Consider the following 19,177-nt stretch of genomic DNA (forward strand, 5'->3'; position numbering starts at 1 on the left):
AAAAGGACCGGAAATAGTAAAGTTAAAAGATTAAAAATACTGTTGTTGTGAGGTTCTTTTCCGGGTTTGAAAAATCCACTTTTCGAGATAGGAGAAATATAGGTTTTGCTTCGAAGAGTATAAAATGATATTTCATTAGATTTTTTACTTTATTAATAGTAATGGTCTTTTATAGAATAAAAACAAGGTAATATAGTATTATAATTATTGGTATAATGTTGTTTAAGAAAAATGCTTTTTGGAATAGATCAGAACAAACTGGTAGGTACCGGTGTGTACGGATGCTTGATTGTTATACTTTTGAAACTCATTTTAGATTAAAGGAATAAAATAAAGAATACCACAAACCAACCATAAAAACCAACCATAAAAACCAACCATTTACTATTATTGAACCCTTTTTATGAAAAAAATACTATTTCTATTAGTCTTTACATTTCTGTTTTGTAAAGTTAATGCGCAGGAGGAACAAATTCAGATCGAAACTCAAAATACGGCTTTGATTTTAAAGGTAGGAAAGAACGGTTTGCTTTATCAGTCTTATTTAGGGACGAAACTAAGAGATAATTCAGGATACAATGCGGTTTCGAAAGAGAGTACCAAAACATTTGTGGTTAACGACGGAAATCCGCTGGTTAATTTAAGGCATCAGGCTTACCCGACTTTTGGAACAGAGAATTTGTTTGAACCCGCAATTCGAATGACTCATAATGACGGTAATCCCTCTCTGGAATTAAACTATGTAAACCATAGTACACAAAAATTAGATGCTAACACTACCGAAACTATTATCAAACTTAAAGATCCTGTATATCCGGTAGAAGTTACACTGCATTATAAGGCTTTTTATAACGAGAATACGATAGAACAATGGACTGAAATTGTACACCATGAAAAGAAACCGGTTATGCTGTACAATTATGCGTCATCAATGTTGCATTTTGATGCCGATCATTATTGGCTGACTCAATTTCACGGAGACTGGGCTAAAGAAGCTCGCATGCAGGAAAGTGAATTAACGAGTGGTACGAAAGTAATTGACTCGAAATTAGGGGTCCGTACAAATATGTATCAAACACCGGTTTTCTTTCTGTCTCTAAATGCTAAAGCCAATGAAAATTCGGGTGAACTTGTGGCGGGAACGATTGCTTGGTCCGGAAATTTTAAGTTTGCTTTTGAATTGGACAATAAAAATTCGCTTCGAATCAGCTCCGGAATCAATCCGTTTGCTTCTGAGTATAATCTTCAGCCGGGAAAAGTATTCACAACGCCGTCTTTTATTTATACTTTTTCGAATAAAGGAAAAGGGCAGGCCAGTAGAAACCTTCATTCATGGGCCAAAAAATACGGAGTGAAAGATGGAGAAAAATCCCGTCTGACCTTATTGAACAATTGGGAAACAACCTTCTTCAATTTTGATGAAAAGAAATTGACCGACATGTTTGCCGATTCCAAAACGTTGGGCGTTGACATGTTCTTGCTGGATGATGGCTGGTTTGGAAATAAATATCCAAGAAGCGGCGATAAATCAGGGCTTGGAGATTGGCAGGCTACCAAAACAAAGCTGCCAAATGGTATTGGTTTCCTGATGCAGGAGGCTGAAAAAACGGGAATAAAGTTCGGAATTTGGATCGAACCCGAAATGGTGAATCCGAAAAGTGAATTGTACGAGAAACATCCGGATTGGGTATTGAAATTGCCTAATCGACCGGAAAGTTATTACCGTACCCAATTGGTTTTAGATTTATGTAATCCGCAGGTGCAGGATTTCGTATTCAAAACAGTAGACGATATTATGCAGACAAAACAGGGGGTAGCTTTCTTTAAATGGGATTGCAACAGAATGATGACTAATGCTTATTCTGCCTATCTGAAAAATCAGCAGTCACATTTGTTTATTGAATACACCAGAGGTTTGTATAAAGTTTTGGACCGCATTAAAACGAAATATCCAAATTTACCCATGATGCTTTGTGCCGGAGGAGGAGGCAGAACCGATTACGGATTACTTCAATATTTTACAGAGTTTTGGGCAAGCGACAATACCGATCCTTTCAACAGAGTATTCATACAATGGGGATATTCGCAGTTTTTTCCGGCCTTTTCAATTTGTAACCATGTAACTTCCTGGGGAAATCAATCCATTAAATTCAAGACCGATGTGGCGATGATGGGTAAATTAGGTTTTGATATTAATGTAAAAGAACTGAAAGAAAAAGAATTGAAATATTGCCAGGAAGCCGTAGTTAATTATAAACGATTGAGTCCGGTAATTTGGCACGGTGACCTGTACCGAATGATTTCTCCTTATGAGGAAAGCCGTGCGGTATTGATGTATGTGAACGAGTCGAAAAGTAAAGCGGTTTTGTTCTCCTACACGCTTCATCCACTTTATGATCCACAATATAATCCGGTTCGTTTTCAAGGTTTAGATCCAAATAAAACTTATAAAGTAGAAGAAATAAACCTAATGCCCGAGGCAAAGAAATCAGTCGAAGAATCCGGAGAATCTTTTACGGGAGATTATTTAATGAATGTTGGTTTACGGGTTTCTTCGTCTAAGGTCGAAACCAGCGTTGTTCTCGAAATTACTGAATTGTAGTTAAATTAGTTTTTTGTATAGACGAAAAGCCTTTCGATGGAAAATCTCCATTTTGAAGGGCTTTTTTATTTTAATAGTGAAGCAGAAAGGAAATAGCTTCAAATGAATAATTATAACCAGTTGGGTGTTTTGAAAAGTAATAGCCACAGATTAGCGGATTAAAAAGATTCGAAAATCTGCAGACTCGAGCGATAGCGAACAGGCGAAGCAATCTGTAAGATCTGCGTGTGAAAAAAAATCTTAGACATAGAAACATTTAAACCCGACAGGTTTTTATAACCTGTCGGGTTTGACTATCAAATGTAAAAAAGCATCATAGATTATAAGGAAGCAGTTTAAAAAACCGCAATCTTTCCCGTTTGTACCCCGCCCGAACTTGTTATTATTTTATAGAGATAAATTCCTGAAGGCGTATTTTTTAAATTGATACTATTGATTTTAGAAAGAAACGAAGAAGTAACAATATTTTGTCCGCTAACATTGTAGAGATAAAAAGTAGCAGCTTCCTCTTTTTTGGCTTCAATATTTAATTCTTCATTTTTGCTTAGTAGGGTTGGGTAAATCAAAAACAAATCATCACCTAGATAGTTAGCATCAATAATTTGGGAGCTTACGGTAGTATTGCTCCCTAATAGTATATTGATTTTATATTTATTATTGCCTTTTATTGGAGTTGTATCCAGAAAAGAAAGTGTTTTTGATTGGATGTCGTTTAGAGTACTGATCACACTTTCAGCTGAATTATTAATCTTCACTAAATCTATTCTTTTGATGTTGTATAAGCTAAAAACACTGACACTTATCTTTATTTGATCTTCTTCGAAAACTTCTGCTGAAGCCAATTCAAAGTAGCAATTTGAGTTTTGATCATACTGTAAGGTCGACTCGCTTTTTATTCCTTCACTATCATTTATCACAGGAGTAACCGTATAAATTTTCGCGTCAGTATAGACATAATTGTTGTTCGTTATTTGTTCTTTAAACTCTAAACGGTCATTGGTCAATTGATAAATTTTAAACGAAGCGACATCCGCAGGTTTGTCCCAATTAATTTCTGTTGTGCCATCGCATACTAAACTGGTTCTAATGTTTAAATCATAAGAAACCGTAAAGGGATCCGAAACGTAATCTGTATTGCCAATGGTCATTTTCAGTTTTGCTTTCGAGAATTTTTTCTCTGCAGGAGTATAATTAAACTGCTCACTATCCAGATTGATACTATTTGCTATAATTTCCCAGGTTTGACCATCATTATAACTGATCGATAATTGACCAGAGGTACCGGAAAAGGAAGAACTCCATTTGAAAGGAGAAATTATTTTCCCATCGTAAGGAAAATTATCATTAACAACTGGATAATTCCATTCAAAACCATTTTTCGTTTCATATTCATAGGCGATACTGTAATCCTGAGAAGCATTTGAGACGTATACGCCGTTAATAGCAATAGTATAGGATCCGGATGTAGGGTTTTCAATCGATACCTGTTCGATAGTATTCAGTTTATCTTTTCCTTTAGTGGCAGGTTGCTGAGGATTTTCAGGATTCAGAACCCAGGGTAAAAAAGTAGTAGGATCGGCCGAAATAACTTCGAGATCTAAATCGTTTACCAAACTTATATTACTGTTGATAGCTGCGGGTAAGTCGTTCCAGACTAATGTTATTTTTAAGTTTTTCGCATTAGCAGGAACTGTAATGGTATGTGAGTTCGTTTGACCGGAAGCCAATTTATCGGTTATAAATCTGTTTTCACTAATCGTTTTCAGACATTTATCAGCATTGATGTTGCCATAACCATAGGTGAAATCAGGACCGGCGTTACCCAAATCTTTTGCACTATTAATTAGAATGGCTTTGGTTAAGGCATTAGACAAAGCAGTATTGTGTATCGTTTTATATTGTTGCTTCATAAGAGTGATAATCCCTGTGGCCAATGCGGTAGAATTTGATGTCCCTTGCGAGCTGTAAGCGACTAACTCCGGTTTTATTCTGCCATCATAAGCAGGACCCTTTGACGAAAAAGACAGGATGACCTCATTCTGATCTATACAGCCAAAGGCAATACTGTTTTTAGATTGTTTGAAATTACCGGTAATAGATTTATAGCCCTCCAATCCTTTATTACCGGATGAAAAACAATGAGTCAAGTCGGGATTTAAGGTCAATTGATTGTCGTAAGCATTTGCGAGTGAACCATAAAAATTCTCAATCACTGTACCGTAAGAATGATTTTGAGTGGTGGCACCTTGTAAAGTTGCTATTTCGTCGGGGTAGAGATTCAAAAAGTCAGACGATTGCAATTTTGCTTTTATGGCGACCCCTTTTCCTAAAACAGAGCTATTCCCCAATCCCGAAACTATAGTGGCCATGGCAGTTGCGTGGCTTGATACCGTCGAAGACTGTGTTGAGGAAGGAATATGTTTATGGAAGAGATCAACATCTTTTAGGTCAAAAAGCTCATCTTTGATAGAGGCAATTTGATTTTCACCTGTGAGAAGAGGAAAATTAATAAGCGCTTTATTTATGGCATTGAGTGTAAAGTTTTGATCTGCTATTTTAGACTCGCTTTCAGGTTGAAGCGCTTCTTGTGAAACAGCCCTGACGCTGCTCAAGGGAATAATCTTATCAAGAATCGTTTTGGAATCACTTTCCAGGATTACAAGATGATCATCAAGTATTTTAACAACAGAAATGTTCGCCAGCTTCAAATCAGCAAGCAATGATTCAATGGCATCAGTGGCTATGATGTATTTTTTGCGTTCTCGATGATTTGAAAAATCCGATGGTAATTTCCAAAGATTATTAACGGGAAGTATCTCTTTCAACGATCGATTGTATTTTGAACTTTTATTTTCAACAATACAATAGGTAGCATCTAATTTTTTTACAATAGTATACTGATTGCGATGTGCATTTTCTATAGGGGTAAGAGAGTATTTTTCAAATGTTCCATCGCTTTCTTTCTTTAAGTATTGTTCCCATTTTTTGGAGTTTTGCGACAAACAGATTGTCGTTACTATAAAAAGGAAAAACGTAATTTTTATCTTCATTTATTGTAGGTGTTAGGGCAATTGCAGCCATTTTGATCAATATTTTGATAAAACCGCCTTTTTTAGCGATATATTACTTTTTAGTTTAAGATAGAAATCTTTTTTAAACACTTCTAATTGAATTAAATATCGCCGCTAAAAAATCAAAGTTATCAAAATATTTGTAAAAATTTTATTCCTTTTTATTTCGTTCGGAATTCGTGATTTTAGAAGGTTAAGTCCACTTTTAAGAGTTTTCAGTTGTATTTCAAAGCTGTTGAAAGTTATCAGATTCGTTTTCACCCGCGAAGTATACGAAATCTAAAATTAATAATTTTGAAGGAATTGTTTTAGAGTAATACGTTGATTTGTAATCGATTGCTTGTTTTTATTGGGCTCATAGTGAATTTTATGCGATTACCGCATAAAAAATAGGGAAATAATTTAACAAAATACATTTAATTTGTTAAATTATTGTTTTTATAAGTATTTTAATACTAAATCTATGTAGTTTTGACAATAAAGTAGTAATATTTTGTAAAGACCCTAAAAATATCAACTTATTTAACTAACCAAAACACTTTTAAATGAAAACAATTAAAACAACCTTACTTTTGTCGTGTATAGCGCTATCGCTATTGTCTTGTAATAAAGAGGATGAGGTAACTCAACCAAACAAAGAAGCTCTAACAGTATCACAAGATGTGTTAGATAAAATTAACTCACTTGCATTGAACACTAATGATGTTCAGGTAATTAAAAATACCAAATTAGACGGTACCACTGAAGATGCTTACCTGGTTGAAGGTGACATCATCATCACTGAAGCACAATTGAAACAAATGGATCTTCATGGAGGTATCACTTCAGAGCAATACCGTACTACTAATTTAGTAGGTGCTCCAAGAACTATTAAAATTGTTGGATTGACCGGAACAGGTACAACAGCTCTTTCTGCTAATATGCAAGCCGGATTACGTGCAGCAGTAAACAGATATAATAGTTTAGGATTGACGATTAACTTTACACTAACTTTCGGATCAAGTACTACAGGTGCAAACATAGTAGTAAGAAGACAATCCGGAGGTGCCGGTGGAGTAGCCGGATTCCCTACTGGAGGAAATCCTTATAACTCAGTTACATTGTATTCTGGATTAGATACTTATTCTGTGAATGTAAACGCTCACGTAGCAGCACACGAAATTGGTCACTGTATTGGTTTACGTCATACAGACTATTTTAGCCGTCAAAGCTGTGGACAAAATTCAAACGAAGGAGCTGCTGGTGTTGGAGCAATTCATATTCCGGGAACTCCTACAGGATACGATTCAACTTCATACATGAGAGCTTGTTTCAGCTCAAATGAAACAGGAGCTTTCAATAGTAATGACATTACTGCTCTGAACTATCTATATTAGAAGTTGAATTAAGGCGTTCTTTGCAAAATATTCGAGGCTGTTCCGTAATTGGAGCAGCCTCACTTTGTTTTTAGTAACTGCTTACTTTTTTATGATGGATGGGACGATTAAATACCTTGTATCCATCCTGACTTTTTTTGGATAATTTAAAACAGTACATTAAAAGTAAAACGGGTAATTCTACGTAGCTGTAAGATTGTATTTTGTACTAGATTTATTACTTAAACCCTAATAATCGACAAATCATGCAAAACAATGAAAATTCACCCATTCCAATAGGATGGGTTGGTGGATTTCCACCAGCAGGTTCACCTATGTTGTATCCAACCCGGGATCTTTCCTCATTACCGATGTTAAGTAATATGGATAATATTAGTTTTTTACAACGCCAACTTGGTGTAAGATGGCCTGAGTTTAGTTGGGAAACCCAAAAAGACAGTCCTAATAAAAGGAGATGTTACCAACAATTTGCGCCTTACATTTCCAGAGCGGGTTATACTGATGAAGGAAGAGTATATTCTGTTATCTGCCCTCAACAGGGAGTCTGGCTTAAAGATGAAATTTGTATCAATGTTGAGGTTACGGTTACCGGACAAAGAGGCTGGGTGAACGAAGTAACAAAAGAGATCGCCATAGACATGACTGTTGAAGGTAAAATTTGGCTAACACCTAATGAACAACAAGGTGATAAGATAAAAGAGATTTGGCCGCTATTGGAATATAGTTTTCCAAAATTTCCATTGAATAAAGATAATGCCATAAGAGTTACTACACACAAGCAGAATGATCCTGATCAGCCCATCTTTGAAGTGATCCACGGATTAAATCCTGAATTTGAAAATCCTCCGTTTGCATTACATGAGGGTAAAGCATTTGCTACCGCTTATCTTGCCGTTGAAATTGGAGATATTAAGCTGACAAAAGATAAAGTAGTTGATGATTTTAACCAATTAATTATGAAAGCTTTTAATATTGGTTCAGGAAATATGCTTCAGCCGGGAAATACCTTGTCATGGAATCTCTGGTTCACAGAACCCGCTTTGGTCAATAAGGAGGAGTGGAAAAATCATGCTGAATTTTGGAGAAACTCTATTGATGTACATCATTGCTCTCCAACAGGAAATGGTACTGATGCCAGATATTTTGACGGAAGCAAATTTAGCCCTGAAGAAAATGCCGTAGACGAGATAATTAAGGATATTATCAACTATGTTAGAAAACATCTTTAGGTTATTGAAAAAAATGACATTTAAAAAAGGAAGGTATTCAATATCTTCCTTTTTTTGTGGAGCCATCGGAGTTACGATTGAACAACCGATACCTATTTTTGAAATGCTAGTTGTTTCCATAAAAGTTGGCAGAATATCAAAAGAATAGTTTTAGAGAAAGCGGGGATTGTATTCTTTATCTTATGAGTTAATAGGTAAGAATTAATCCGTTGGGAATAATTAATTTTTATATTTGAAAATTAAATGAATAAAATGAGCGAAAAAATTAAACCGTATGCCTTAGTGACCGGTGCCAGCAAAGGTATTGGAAAATCGATTGTTTATGAATTGGCTAAACAAGGTTATCCGCTATTGTTAGTGGCAAGAGGAGAAGAGGAATTAAAAGCACTATCTGATGATCTTCAGCTTACATACGGTATCAACGCTCCAATTTTGGCAATTGATCTTTCATTGGCAGGTGCATCGCTAACAGTTGCCAATTGGATAAAAATGAATAATTATCCGGTTGGTGTTTTAGTTAACAATGCCGGTTATGGCGTGTGGGGCAATTTTAGTGAGTCTTCGCTGACCGATCAGCTTGGCATGATGCAGCTTAATATGAATGTAATTGTAGAGCTTTCACATTTATTAGTGCCCATACTTTCACAGGAAAAACAAGCCTACATTTTAAATATATCGAGTACTGCTGCCTATCAGGCGGTGCCTACGCTGGCGGTTTATTCCGCTACAAAGGCTTTTGTTTTATCGTTTACCCGTGCCTTGCGTTTCGAACTCGGTAAAAGTTCAATTTCAGTAACTTGTTTTAGCCCGGGTCCGGTTGATACCGGTTTTGCTGCAAGAGCGGGTTTAAATCCTTTTAACAAAATGGCTGAAAAGTTCAATATGCAGCCTGGTGAAGTTGCAAAAATGGCCGTAAAAGCCATGTTCAGCAAAAAATCAGAAGTTATTCCGGGTTTTACAAATGTCATTTCGGTTTACGCCAACCGCTTGCTGCCAAAGGGATTTATCGAAAAAACGGCCGCAGGAATTTATAAAATTTAATTTTTTTTCAAAAAAAGTAAGAAAATATGCTTTGCAAAAGATAAAATATTATTATCTTCGTTTTAATATCTACTAATTCTATAGAGTATGTCTAATAGAAGAAATATGTTTAGTTTTCCGAAAGAACGAATGCAAGTAAACAACATGCGAATGTGTCGCTGTTGTTGCTGTCGCTAATCTTTTAGATAAAATTACAAACACTATTATTTCATTTATTAAATATATTTATCATGGTATCTTCTTATAAAACCTTTACCCTTACAGAACAATTAACTGCTGAGCAAATTGATTTTTTTAACGAATATGGCTTTATCCATTTCAAAAAATTTATAAATCCGGAAACGGTTTCATCAATTATCGATGCCTCAAAACAAGTACAGCAAAAATGGATTGACAATGATCTTAAAAAGATAAATGGTGTTCCAATTAAATACGGAAAAGATTTGGATGGTTCTCCTATTGTACAGCGTTTTGCTTTTATCAATCAGCATCACCAAACCTTAAGCGGTCTTTTATTGGATCCAAGATTTAATAGTTTACTGCAATTAGCAGGCGATGACGCAAGATTAGGTACTGAAGAAAAAGACGGAATGGTTTTCAATCATTATATCAATGGGCCGGAAAGTAAGTTTACTAAAATGGGCTGGCATACAGATGGTTTGAGAGATATTTTTTATGGTGCAAAACTAAACCCGATGTTAAATGTGGGCATTCACTTAAGCACTTTGAAACCCGAAAACGGAGGTCTTAAAATCATTCCGGGTACTCATAAGCAAAGTATTTACCAAATGCTTTTTCGTAAAAAATACTTTTTAGATCATAACGCCGATTCCGAGGAAGTTTCCATCATTCCGGAGGCAGGAGATTTAACCATTCACGATGGCCGTTTGTGGCACAGAGTGGCAGAATCCTCTATCCGTGGCGAAGAGAGTAGAAGGAGAGTTATTTATGTTCCAATTATAGCAGGAAAATACGCTCCTAAAAACGAGAATAGCCCAACGGTTTTTTATCAACGTTTTGCGGGAATTGTTAAGTAGTATGTTGTTTGTCCTCGCATTTAGTTATCTGGTTAGATCAGGTAAGCTAAAAAGAACTGCTGATTTTTTTAAAAATGCGCCAAGAAAAGTAAAATTAAAAATGGTTAAACTGGAATTAGCGATACTCTCAGGCTTACAAATATTGCGCTATTAATGGGAAAAGAAACACAAGTTGAAGCATATAGTGCAATTGTACAAAGAGCATTTTCAGACCGTAAGCGAACTAATATTTTAAAAAAAGCAGAACAGTCAACGATTGTATTTTTACTTCCAAAGGTACCTGAATTCATTTCACCAAACGTACTCACTTTAATTGGAACACTTGGTTCGGGATTGATTTTTTTAGCCTTTGTTTTAGGGGCTTACCTAACCGATTGGTATTTGCTTTTGGCTATTTTTGGATTGATTATAAATTGGCTAGGGGATTCCTTAGATGGAAGATTGGCCTATTATAGAAATATTCCACGCCGTTGGTATGGTTTTGCACTCGATATTATTGCCGATTGGATTGGTATTGTATTTATAGGTTTTGGCTACTACATTTATGCTAAAAATGGTACACAAATAGTAGCCTTTGCTTTTGTCGCCTTGTACGGTTGGTCTATCATCATCAGTCAGTTACGCTATAAAATTACAAATGAATACAGTATCGATTCCGGTTTTGTTGGCCCAACCGAGCTTCGATTTATTATTGCTTTAATTTTAATTATAGAAATTTTATTTCATGGATCAATCACCTATTTGGCAGGCTTAATTACTATTATATTGTTTGTAATTAATACTATAGATAGTGTAAGACTTTTAAAATTGGGTGATTTAAGAGATAAAAACCAGGACTGATATGTTCAGTAAAAAATCTATTTTTACTTTTCTGCAAGCACAAGTCGCTGCATTTTTAGGCGGTATTACCGATTATGGTCTGATGATTTTATTAACAGAAGTATTTCAATTGCATTTTGCCTTTTCTATTCTGATCTCCGGAACCGTTGGCGCAGTTATCAATTTCAGCATCAATAGATTTTGGGTGTTTAAAAATCAGTCGGGTTATAGCAGCCGCATCAACAGTCAGCTTTTTAAGTTTGCGTTGGTGGTATTAGGGAGTATTTCCTTAAAATCATTTGGTACCCTTATTTTTCAGAAAGTATTTCAAATCGATTATAGAATTGGAAGATTAATCACAGATAGTTTTGTCTCTTACGGATTTAATTATCCACTGATTAAGTATTGGGTTTTTAGAGCAAATAAAAAGCAGAACATAGCCGAATCAAATTAGTATATAAATGTTTTTTTTATGAATCAATTATCTTTTAAAGATTTTTCAAAATCACTGATCGTTATAACGATCTTAGTGTATATAATTTCAGGAAATCTAGTGGCACAATCCAAAAATCCATCGCCATTAAATTTCCCAACGCCTAAGAATGTAGATAATATGCTATTCTATATTCAGCGAGATCCCAATATAAACACGGCTATTTATGCCATAAACTACCAGGAAAATGGAAAGATAAACAAAAGCCATCCCATAAAAGCCTATTGGATTCGATATGCTGAGAAAGGAGAAAAAAAAGATTTCAATTATTTACAGCGTAAATTTGCGTACGGAATAGAAACTAAAACGCTGGAAAATGAAGAGTTTGAGTTTAAATTTGTGTCGTATAAAAAGTTGGCCTTAACCTTAAAGAAGATAGAGGCGGATCAAAAATATCATGTTTTCGCAAATGTAAACCAGAAAAAAATACAGGTAGAAAAAATATTTGTACGCATTGAAGGAGGTTCTTTTTGGTTACCCAACGTAAAGTATGCAGAAGTTACCGGAATTGAGACGCTTTCCAATAAAACAATTACCGAAAGGATGTTGCTAAAATAAGACACGCTCATTGTCTGAGTGTTCTCATGAAAGCTGCGCAAATGTCTCTGACTTTGCGTTTTTTTGTTCCTTAGAAATAATAAACGAGATAAAAGTCTCCCGACTTTTTACCTTTAGTTCGTATTTATTGTCGTGAATTTTTTTGCATGCAGAGGAATATTCTAAGAAAGTTATTTTTAAAGCCAGAGACTTTATGAAGTTTCTGTTTTTCAATTATATTTGTTTGAAATGGCGCAAAGTCAGAGACATTTGCGCAGCGTAAAGTAGAAGACCTCGGAGAGCGGGGAGCAATAAAAATTGAAAAAAAGAAGTAGTATTTAGTTTGGTTATTTGAAAAAGCGGTCTTTAAATGGAACGCTTTTTTTATTTAAAAATAGATATAACAATTTTGTTATATAACAAAATTGTTATATATTTGTAATGTAATAAAACAATAGCCCTAAGTTCTTTTACATTTTGTCTAACTTAAATACCAATAGAATGGCATCAGTCAGCGAGTTATTAAAAATACTCAAGAAAGATGGTTGGTATCTGCATAGAAATGGTGCAAATCATGATTTATACAGACACTTAACCAAGCCGAATCAACTAACCATACCGAGACATGGTAGTAAAGAATTGGCAAATGGTACATTAACCAGTATCTTAAAAGCAGCAGGACTTAAATAGTTCTGTTGCTTTTAAAAAACCGAGAAAAACATTTATTAAATATTATGAAAAACTTATCCAATCACAAAATAACAGCCATAATTGAAAAAACACCTACTGGTTTTTCTGCTTATGCAAAAGAAATAGTTGGATTAGCTACAGTCGGGAGTAGTATATCTGAGTTAAAACAAAATTTTAGCGAAGTCCTTCAATATCATGTAGAATATCTACAAGAACAAGGAGAAATCGTTACAATAGGAGATTTTAGTATTTCCTATGAAATTGATTTAGAGCAAGTGTTTGATTATTTTAATGTAATCAATAAATCTGCATTTGCAGAACACTATGCAGAAATAAATCAAAGTTTGTTCCGACAATACACCAAGGGATTAGCACCTTTATCGGGAGATAAAATGGAGCGAATTTCTAAAGGCTTGCACAAATTAGCCGATGAACTTAGTGATTTAACATTGGTATAAAGTTTGACAAGACTAGACAATGTTTCTAGAACTTTTTTATTACAATAAAACCCCTCAATAGAGGGGTTTTTTATTTTTTAACTTTACTTAAAAATTGGGAGATTTTTCTAAAATTTGTTTGCGATTTACTTCTTTAACAACTTTGCGTAGCGTGACATTTGCGCAGCGTAAAGAAGAGCACTTAGGAGAGCGGGGTTTAATTTGAAAATGTATTATATAAATAATTAGTACATTTTATCTCTATAATAGTGCTAAACTAATGAAGATATTTCCTATATTCGAGGGGAAGAAATTTAAGCTGAGACATATAGTAAGCTAGACTAATTCTATTGAAGTTATTTTATGGTAGGTACAAGTAAGTTATAGGCTACACGACTAAGACGCTAAAAAATACTATTTATTTTTAACTTCAAATTTCTTATAATTGAAATAAATACTTATGGCAAAAAATCAATTTAGTAAAGGCTTCAAAGCAAAGTTAGACAAAGATGAATGGAATGAAATATGTCCACCAATGGAATATCGAGTTATTAATGGAGCCGATGCATATACACTGGGTATTGTTCCTTCTGGTATGACAGGTATAAATTCAGTGGTTATTGGAGCTTCTGGCAGCACTGACAATACAATTATGTATTTCGCGAACTATTTTAGATTAGACGGACAGGAAATAGACCAAGAACCATATTTCGAATTATATGAAAGTGGCTCAACACAATCGTCACTATTTGGAATATTTCATCACGCAGACTTTAGTGGAAGAACTGAAACACTAAATAACATTCAACTTGCAAAAATTTCAGCAAGTGGTTCAACTACAGATATTCAATTTACTGCCAAACCTGATTCGAACTCTGGAACTTTAGAAGAATTAAGAATGCAAGGGAAGATATTTGGTTTTGAATATACTTGGGAGCATGGAATGATAAAAAACAAAAAAAAATAGGCAAAGGACATAACCCAGCAGTTTGAGGAGGTTGCGAATTTGAAAATCTGGCTAAGCGACTAGCCGTTATGCATAATCTATAAAGATGCGTAATCCTAATTTTTTTTGGTAATTTCACAAAAACTTAATTTTTTATGACACTATTCAAACAACAACCATTAGTAAACTTATTTAATGCTGCAAAGCAGAGAACTGAAGCATCAGTAAGATATAGATCAGATGAAGAATTTTTTAGTTTTCCAAAAGAAAAACTAATAGAATTATTTATGCGAGACGAAAAAATAGAACATCTACAAATCAATTTAGAAGACAGAACAAGTGACGTTCAAATGATTCCAATCCCAGCTGAACACTTTCCAGCGGGTTATGATGTAAGACGAGGAGAAAAATATCCATTGGCACGTGTTAGGTATAGTTATAAGAAGCCTGTGAAAGACAGCTTGTTAAATTATCTGCCAAAAGGAGTCACTTTTAACAAAAATGTTGATTTTTCGGTAGGAAGTGATAAACTTCATATATATTATCAAACACACTATGCTAATGAAAATCTATCCGACGAAGTAAAAAAGGAAGTTCGGGATTTTATGATTGAGTTACACGATGAAATAAACAATATTGTCAAAACTATGAATGCAGAGATTGATGCATTTAATATTGAACTAAAAGAGAATATCGAAAGTTGGATTGATGATAGAATTGAAAAAATAGCTTTGAAAAACAAACAGAATGAGGACTTAAATAATTTTTAAATGAACTATGCGTCATAGTCATTTGGTGAAGTTGCGAATTTTGTAGTAAATTCACCCGCTCTTCGAAGTGTTCTTATGAAAAGACGAGCATCTCCTGGCTTCATACCCGTAAATAATATTCATAAAACAAAAAAGAGACTTTCAAGTCTCTTTTTGTTATTATATATCCTTATAAATAATTATCTATTAATCAATTTCTCAAGCCTTACCATCATTTCATCTTTCTCTTTCAACATACGCTCGTATAACGCAATTTTCTCTTCATGAAGTTGGATCAATTTCTCGATAGGGTTAACATTAAATGTTGGACTATGTCCTGTATTGAAGAAAGCTCCATTATCAAAAGTATTAGAAATAACATTTATCGCCTGTTCCTCATCAAAATTCTGAAAAGCTTCAACAGGAATTTTTAATACCGCTGAAATTTGTTTCAGGAGGTTGTCTTCAATTACATCTTTTTGCTCGAGCATAGAAATTTTCTTTTGGTTCCAGTCTGCGCCCAGATCATAAGCCAATGCTTCCTGCTTGATGTTGAGCATTTCTCTGAAGCGTTTTACGTTTCTTCCCTGATGTATTTTCTGTTCCATAATGCGTATCAATATTTCTAAAAGCTCAAAGATAAAGCGATTTTGATTAAAAACCCTGAATTTCAAAGATAAAAAAATATCCAGTAAAACATTCTTTTTTGTCAGATATTATGTCTGTTTTTTGAATAGGCTATCCTTTTGAGAAAGTAGAATCCCCGCTCTTCGAAAAGTCCTTATAAACAAAAAATCGCAATGATCTAAGTTTAGATTATTGCGATTTTTTTGTGGAGTCGCCGGGAATCGAACCCGGGTCCAAACAAGCAACTAAAGAGCTTTCTACACGTTTATTTCCTGATTGGATTTTCGATGTTAAGCTAGGTCAGGAACAACCACTCAACACTTATCTTCTTAATTTCGATATCCACCCGAAGCTCATGGAAATCTAGGTTTATTTTTACGGTTCCCCTGTACTGACCGCCACAAACCAAGGCTTTCAAGGAGAATCCAGCTTTCCTACCTTGTAGGAACGTGGCGCAATCTTACTATAATTCGGATTATGCAGCTAAAGCGTAGTTATTTTCGCCGTGTAAAATTGTAAGATCTTATATTTACGAGCAAGGTCTCAATGCTCGACGTGCTTACTTTTCAATTCGACTTGCTGTCAAAACCAGTCGACCCCAAAAATGAGTTTGCAAATTTATACTATTTGCAGTTAGTTTTGTAATAAATTTTTCAGAAAATTGTATTATTCAATTTAGTCTAAAGTCGAATGTTGTAAAGTTTTTAAAGTCAAACGCTTACTTCTTGTTTTCGCACAATTGATGGTGTTTAAAAAAGATCAAAGTCAATATTGCAACTGCTTTACGACTTTCGACTTTCGACTTTACGACTATCTGTATTACTCTTCATCCTTGAAGTTAAACGGGTAATCTCCAAAAATCGGTGCCAGTTTGCGAACCGCGTAGGTATTTCGGGTCATTTTGTTCGACAATGCAATTATGGTAACATGTTCTTTCATTAAAGTAATATAAGAAGAAGTATTGCCGTGCCACCAGCCATTGTGGAAATAAAAATTCTGTCCGGTTTCCCAATTGATCATTCTGATTCCTAATCCGTAATTTTTGGTTCCTTTACGCTCATTACTGTATCCGGTATAAACTTGTTTCAGTAAGTCAGGTTTTAAAAAATCAGGTGAATTTCTGGCGCGGTCAAACTTTAATAGATCTCGCACTGTTGAAAAAATATTTTTGTCCCCGTAAACATTGTCTAAATAATCAAAACCAATTTCTACACCATTACCTTTATAAGAAGGAACAATTTTCTTTCTGTCCTTATCATCATCAAAAACGTAGGTGTGTTTCATTCCCAAAGGTTTGAAAATCATTTGGTGCATGGCATCTTTATACGTTAAGCCCGTAATTTTTTCAATAATTAGAGCAAGCATCGCATAGTTGGTATTGCAATAACTAAATCGCGTTCCGGTTCTGGATTCCAAACCAATGTTTTTGGTCGCTAAAATGTCCAGAATATCTTTATTGGTAAGCTGATTGTGCCTGTCCCAAACGGATTTGTCTCTGTCTGTAAAATAGGCATAATTGCGCATTCCGGTACGATGGTCCAGCAGCATTCTGATAGTACAGTCTTCGTACGGAAAGGTTTTTAGAATCGTATTTACCTTTTGATCTAAATCGATCTTACCGGCATTAACCAGTTTTAAAACAGCAGTAGCAGTCAGAACCTTGCTCACGGAAGCAATCTGAACAGGAGTTTCTGCGGTTATTTTGGTGCCTTCGTTTTTATTGGCAAAACCATTATAGCGTTCGAAAATAATCTGACCGTTTCGGGCGACCAAAAAACTTCCGTTCATCGTATTGTTGGGCCAGTTTTTATTGTAAAAGTGATTTATTCTTCCTGCAACTGAATTGATATAGGCCTGCGAAATTCTTTTTTCAGGACCTAACGGTTTCATTTTCGGTAATGTATCTTCTGTTGTAGTGGTAGTATCGGCGGTTGTTTTTTTATCATTACCACAAGAACTTAAAACTAATAACAGGAAAAGTATTTGTGGTATATTTGTTTTTTTAAGGAGGCTCATTTTCATCATTCTTTAAAAACAAATATATAGAATTCAATATTTATGTTTGGCTGTTTTGAGATGCTCTAAAAGCATGATTTAACAAAAAATTAAGATTTTGTTTATTTATTTGGTTGTTTGTCAGCTTTTAACGGTTTTTAAACATTCTAAATTGTATTTTTTCAACAAAATTTTAACTAAATTTGTTATATTTGAAACAAATAAGATGTAAAAAGTTATATTAATAATTATTTTAAACCCGTTTAAATGAAATTTGGAATCATAAAAGAAAGAAAAAACCCGCCGGACCGCAGAGTTGTTTTTGCTCCTAATGAACTTACAAAACTCAAACAGCTTTACCACGAAGCAGTAGTTGAGGTAGAAAGTTCTGATATCAGGATTTTTTCGGATATACAATATAAGAGTATGGGAATCACCGTTACGGAAGATGTTTCTAATTGTGATGTATTATTTGGAGTAAAAGAAGTTCCGGTTGAGAATTTGATTCCGAATAAGGCTTACTTCTTCTTTTCGCATACCATTAAGAAACAGCCTTATAACCGAAAACTGTTACAGGCTATTTTGGAAAAAAATATTGATTTATACGATCATGAAACCATAGTTGATGCTCACAACCGCCGTTTAATTGGTTTTGGAAGGTATGCCGGAATGGTTGGTGTTTACAACGGAATTCGTGCTTTTGGGATTAAGTTTGAATTGTTTAAGCTGCCGAAAGCAGAAACACTTGACGGAAAAGAGGCTCTAATCAAGCATTTGAAGCGTATTACCATGCCCGCTTTGAAATTTGTGATTACCGGAACGGGTAAGGTAGGGAGTGGTGCCAAAGAGATTTTGGATGCTATAAAAGTAAAAGAGGTAACAGTTGATAATTATTTGACTAAAAATTATGCGCAGGCTGTTTATGTACAGTTAGATGTTTTAGAATACAACAAGCGTATTGATGGTCAGGTGGTTGATTTTAAGGATTTTGTAGCGCATCCTGAAGTGTATGTTTCTGATTTTGAGAAATTTACAAAAGTAACGGATATTTATTTCGCAGGTCATTTTTATGCGACGGGAGCACCGATGATTTTAACACGTGAAATGCTGAATGCGAACGACTGTAAGTTAAAAGTTGTTGCCGACATTTCTTGTGATGTTAACGGACCAATTGCCTGTACGTTAAGATCTTCGACAATTGCCGATCCTTTATACGGTTATTTTCCTTTAGAAGATATAGAAGTGGATCTTTTTCATCCCGCGGCAGTAGCAGTGATGGCGGTTGATAATTTACCGTGTGAAATTCCGAAAGATGCAAGTGAAGGTTTCGGAGAGCAATTTATGGAACATGTAATTCCGGCTTTTTTCAATGGTGATAAGGACGGAATCTTAAAACGTGCTAAAATAACCGAGAAAGGAAAACTAACAGAACGATTTAGTTACCTGCAGGATTATGTAGACGGGAAATAGAAATTTTGTTTCAAGTTTCAGGTTTCAAGTTTCAAGTTATTAAAAAAAGGAGAAAATT

General features: G+C 34.7%; 16 protein-coding genes and 1 other RNA gene. 13 read left to right on the plus strand and 4 right to left on the minus strand.

Going from position 1 to position 19,177, the window contains the following annotated elements; genetic code table 11:
* The first annotated feature begins 403 nt into the window (after window positions 1-403).
* Window positions 404-2,602 carry an alpha-galactosidase gene (locus B0A80_RS02435; RefSeq protein WP_089076291.1) on the plus strand — a complete coding sequence of 733 codons (2,199 nt, stop codon included), beginning with the start codon at window positions 404-406 and terminating at the stop codon, window positions 2,600-2,602.
* Window positions 2,603-2,937: 335 nt separating this feature from the next.
* Here the strand turns inward: B0A80_RS02435 and B0A80_RS02440 are convergent, their stop codons facing one another.
* On the minus strand, window positions 2,938-5,652 hold the full coding sequence (locus tag B0A80_RS02440; protein WP_165769211.1) for a S8 family peptidase: 2,715 nt from the start codon (window positions 5,650-5,652) through the stop codon (window positions 2,938-2,940).
* Window positions 5,653-6,218: 566 nt separating this feature from the next.
* Here B0A80_RS02440 and B0A80_RS02445 point away from each other — a divergent pair.
* The 11 genes from B0A80_RS02445 to B0A80_RS02495 all read left to right on the plus strand — a co-directional run bounded on the left by B0A80_RS02445 (window position 6,219) and on the right by B0A80_RS02495 (window position 15,048).
* A complete protein-coding gene (locus tag B0A80_RS02445; protein WP_089076293.1) occupies window positions 6,219-7,049 on the plus strand; it encodes a M57 family metalloprotease in 831 nt (276 codons plus the stop codon).
* Between the two features lie 245 nt (window positions 7,050-7,294).
* On the plus strand, window positions 7,295-8,278 hold the full coding sequence (locus B0A80_RS02450; protein WP_070907296.1) for a hypothetical protein: 984 nt from the start codon (window positions 7,295-7,297) through the stop codon (window positions 8,276-8,278).
* A 252-nt stretch (window positions 8,279-8,530) separates the two neighbouring features.
* The gene (locus B0A80_RS02455) at window positions 8,531-9,319 is read left to right on the plus strand and encodes an SDR family NAD(P)-dependent oxidoreductase (protein WP_089076294.1); all 789 of its coding nucleotides are present in this window, start codon (window positions 8,531-8,533) and stop codon (window positions 9,317-9,319) included.
* 230 nt (window positions 9,320-9,549) lie between these two features.
* Entirely contained in the window at window positions 9,550-10,356 is an 807-nt protein-coding gene (locus B0A80_RS02460; RefSeq protein ID WP_089076295.1) for a phytanoyl-CoA dioxygenase family protein, read from the plus strand.
* Window positions 10,357-10,509: 153 nt separating this feature from the next.
* On the plus strand, window positions 10,510-11,196 hold the full coding sequence (locus tag B0A80_RS02465) for a CDP-alcohol phosphatidyltransferase family protein (RefSeq protein WP_089076296.1): 687 nt from the start codon (window positions 10,510-10,512) through the stop codon (window positions 11,194-11,196).
* Between the two features lies 1 nt (window position 11,197).
* Window positions 11,198-11,629, plus strand: coding sequence for a GtrA family protein (locus B0A80_RS02470; protein WP_089076297.1), 432 nt, complete (start codon window positions 11,198-11,200; stop codon window positions 11,627-11,629).
* Between the two features lie 18 nt (window positions 11,630-11,647).
* Window positions 11,648-12,226, plus strand: a complete 579-nt coding sequence (locus tag B0A80_RS02475) for a DUF4833 domain-containing protein (protein WP_089076298.1) — start codon at window positions 11,648-11,650, stop codon at window positions 12,224-12,226.
* 480 nt (window positions 12,227-12,706) lie between these two features.
* Window positions 12,707-12,895: a type II toxin-antitoxin system HicA family toxin gene (locus B0A80_RS02480; RefSeq protein WP_089076299.1), complete on the plus strand. Its 189-nt coding sequence runs from the start codon at window positions 12,707-12,709 to the stop codon at window positions 12,893-12,895.
* Between the two features lie 44 nt (window positions 12,896-12,939).
* Window positions 12,940-13,353 carry a type II toxin-antitoxin system HicB family antitoxin gene (locus B0A80_RS02485; protein ID WP_089076300.1) on the plus strand — a complete coding sequence of 138 codons (414 nt, stop codon included), beginning with the start codon at window positions 12,940-12,942 and terminating at the stop codon, window positions 13,351-13,353.
* Between the two features lie 439 nt (window positions 13,354-13,792).
* Window positions 13,793-14,299 carry a hypothetical protein gene (locus tag B0A80_RS02490; protein ID WP_089076301.1) on the plus strand — a complete coding sequence of 169 codons (507 nt, stop codon included), beginning with the start codon at window positions 13,793-13,795 and terminating at the stop codon, window positions 14,297-14,299.
* 134 nt (window positions 14,300-14,433) lie between these two features.
* Window positions 14,434-15,048 (plus strand): hypothetical protein, encoded by a 615-nt coding sequence (locus B0A80_RS02495; RefSeq protein ID WP_089076302.1) that lies wholly within the window; start codon window positions 14,434-14,436, stop codon window positions 15,046-15,048.
* A gap of 179 nt (window positions 15,049-15,227) precedes the next feature.
* Here the strand turns inward: B0A80_RS02495 and B0A80_RS02500 are convergent, their stop codons facing one another.
* The 3 genes from B0A80_RS02500 to B0A80_RS02510 form a co-directional block, all read right to left on the minus strand.
* Window positions 15,228-15,635, minus strand: a complete 408-nt coding sequence (locus B0A80_RS02500) for a helix-turn-helix domain-containing protein (RefSeq protein WP_089076303.1) — start codon at window positions 15,633-15,635, stop codon at window positions 15,228-15,230.
* Window positions 15,636-15,857: 222 nt separating this feature from the next.
* Window positions 15,858-16,254: a transfer-messenger RNA gene (gene ssrA / locus B0A80_RS02505) on the minus strand.
* 219 nt (window positions 16,255-16,473) lie between these two features.
* Complete coding sequence (locus B0A80_RS02510; RefSeq protein WP_089076304.1) at window positions 16,474-17,676, minus strand: serine hydrolase domain-containing protein; 1,203 nt, start codon at window positions 17,674-17,676, stop codon at window positions 16,474-16,476.
* 240 nt (window positions 17,677-17,916) lie between these two features.
* Between B0A80_RS02510 and B0A80_RS02515 the strand changes: the two genes are divergently transcribed.
* Entirely contained in the window at window positions 17,917-19,119 is a 1,203-nt protein-coding gene (locus B0A80_RS02515) for an NAD(P)-dependent oxidoreductase (protein WP_089076305.1), read from the plus strand.
* Window positions 19,120-19,177 lie beyond the last annotated feature (58 nt).

The organism is Flavobacterium tructae (genome assembly GCF_002217475.1).
GTDB lineage: Bacteria > Bacteroidota > Bacteroidia > Flavobacteriales > Flavobacteriaceae > Flavobacterium > Flavobacterium tructae.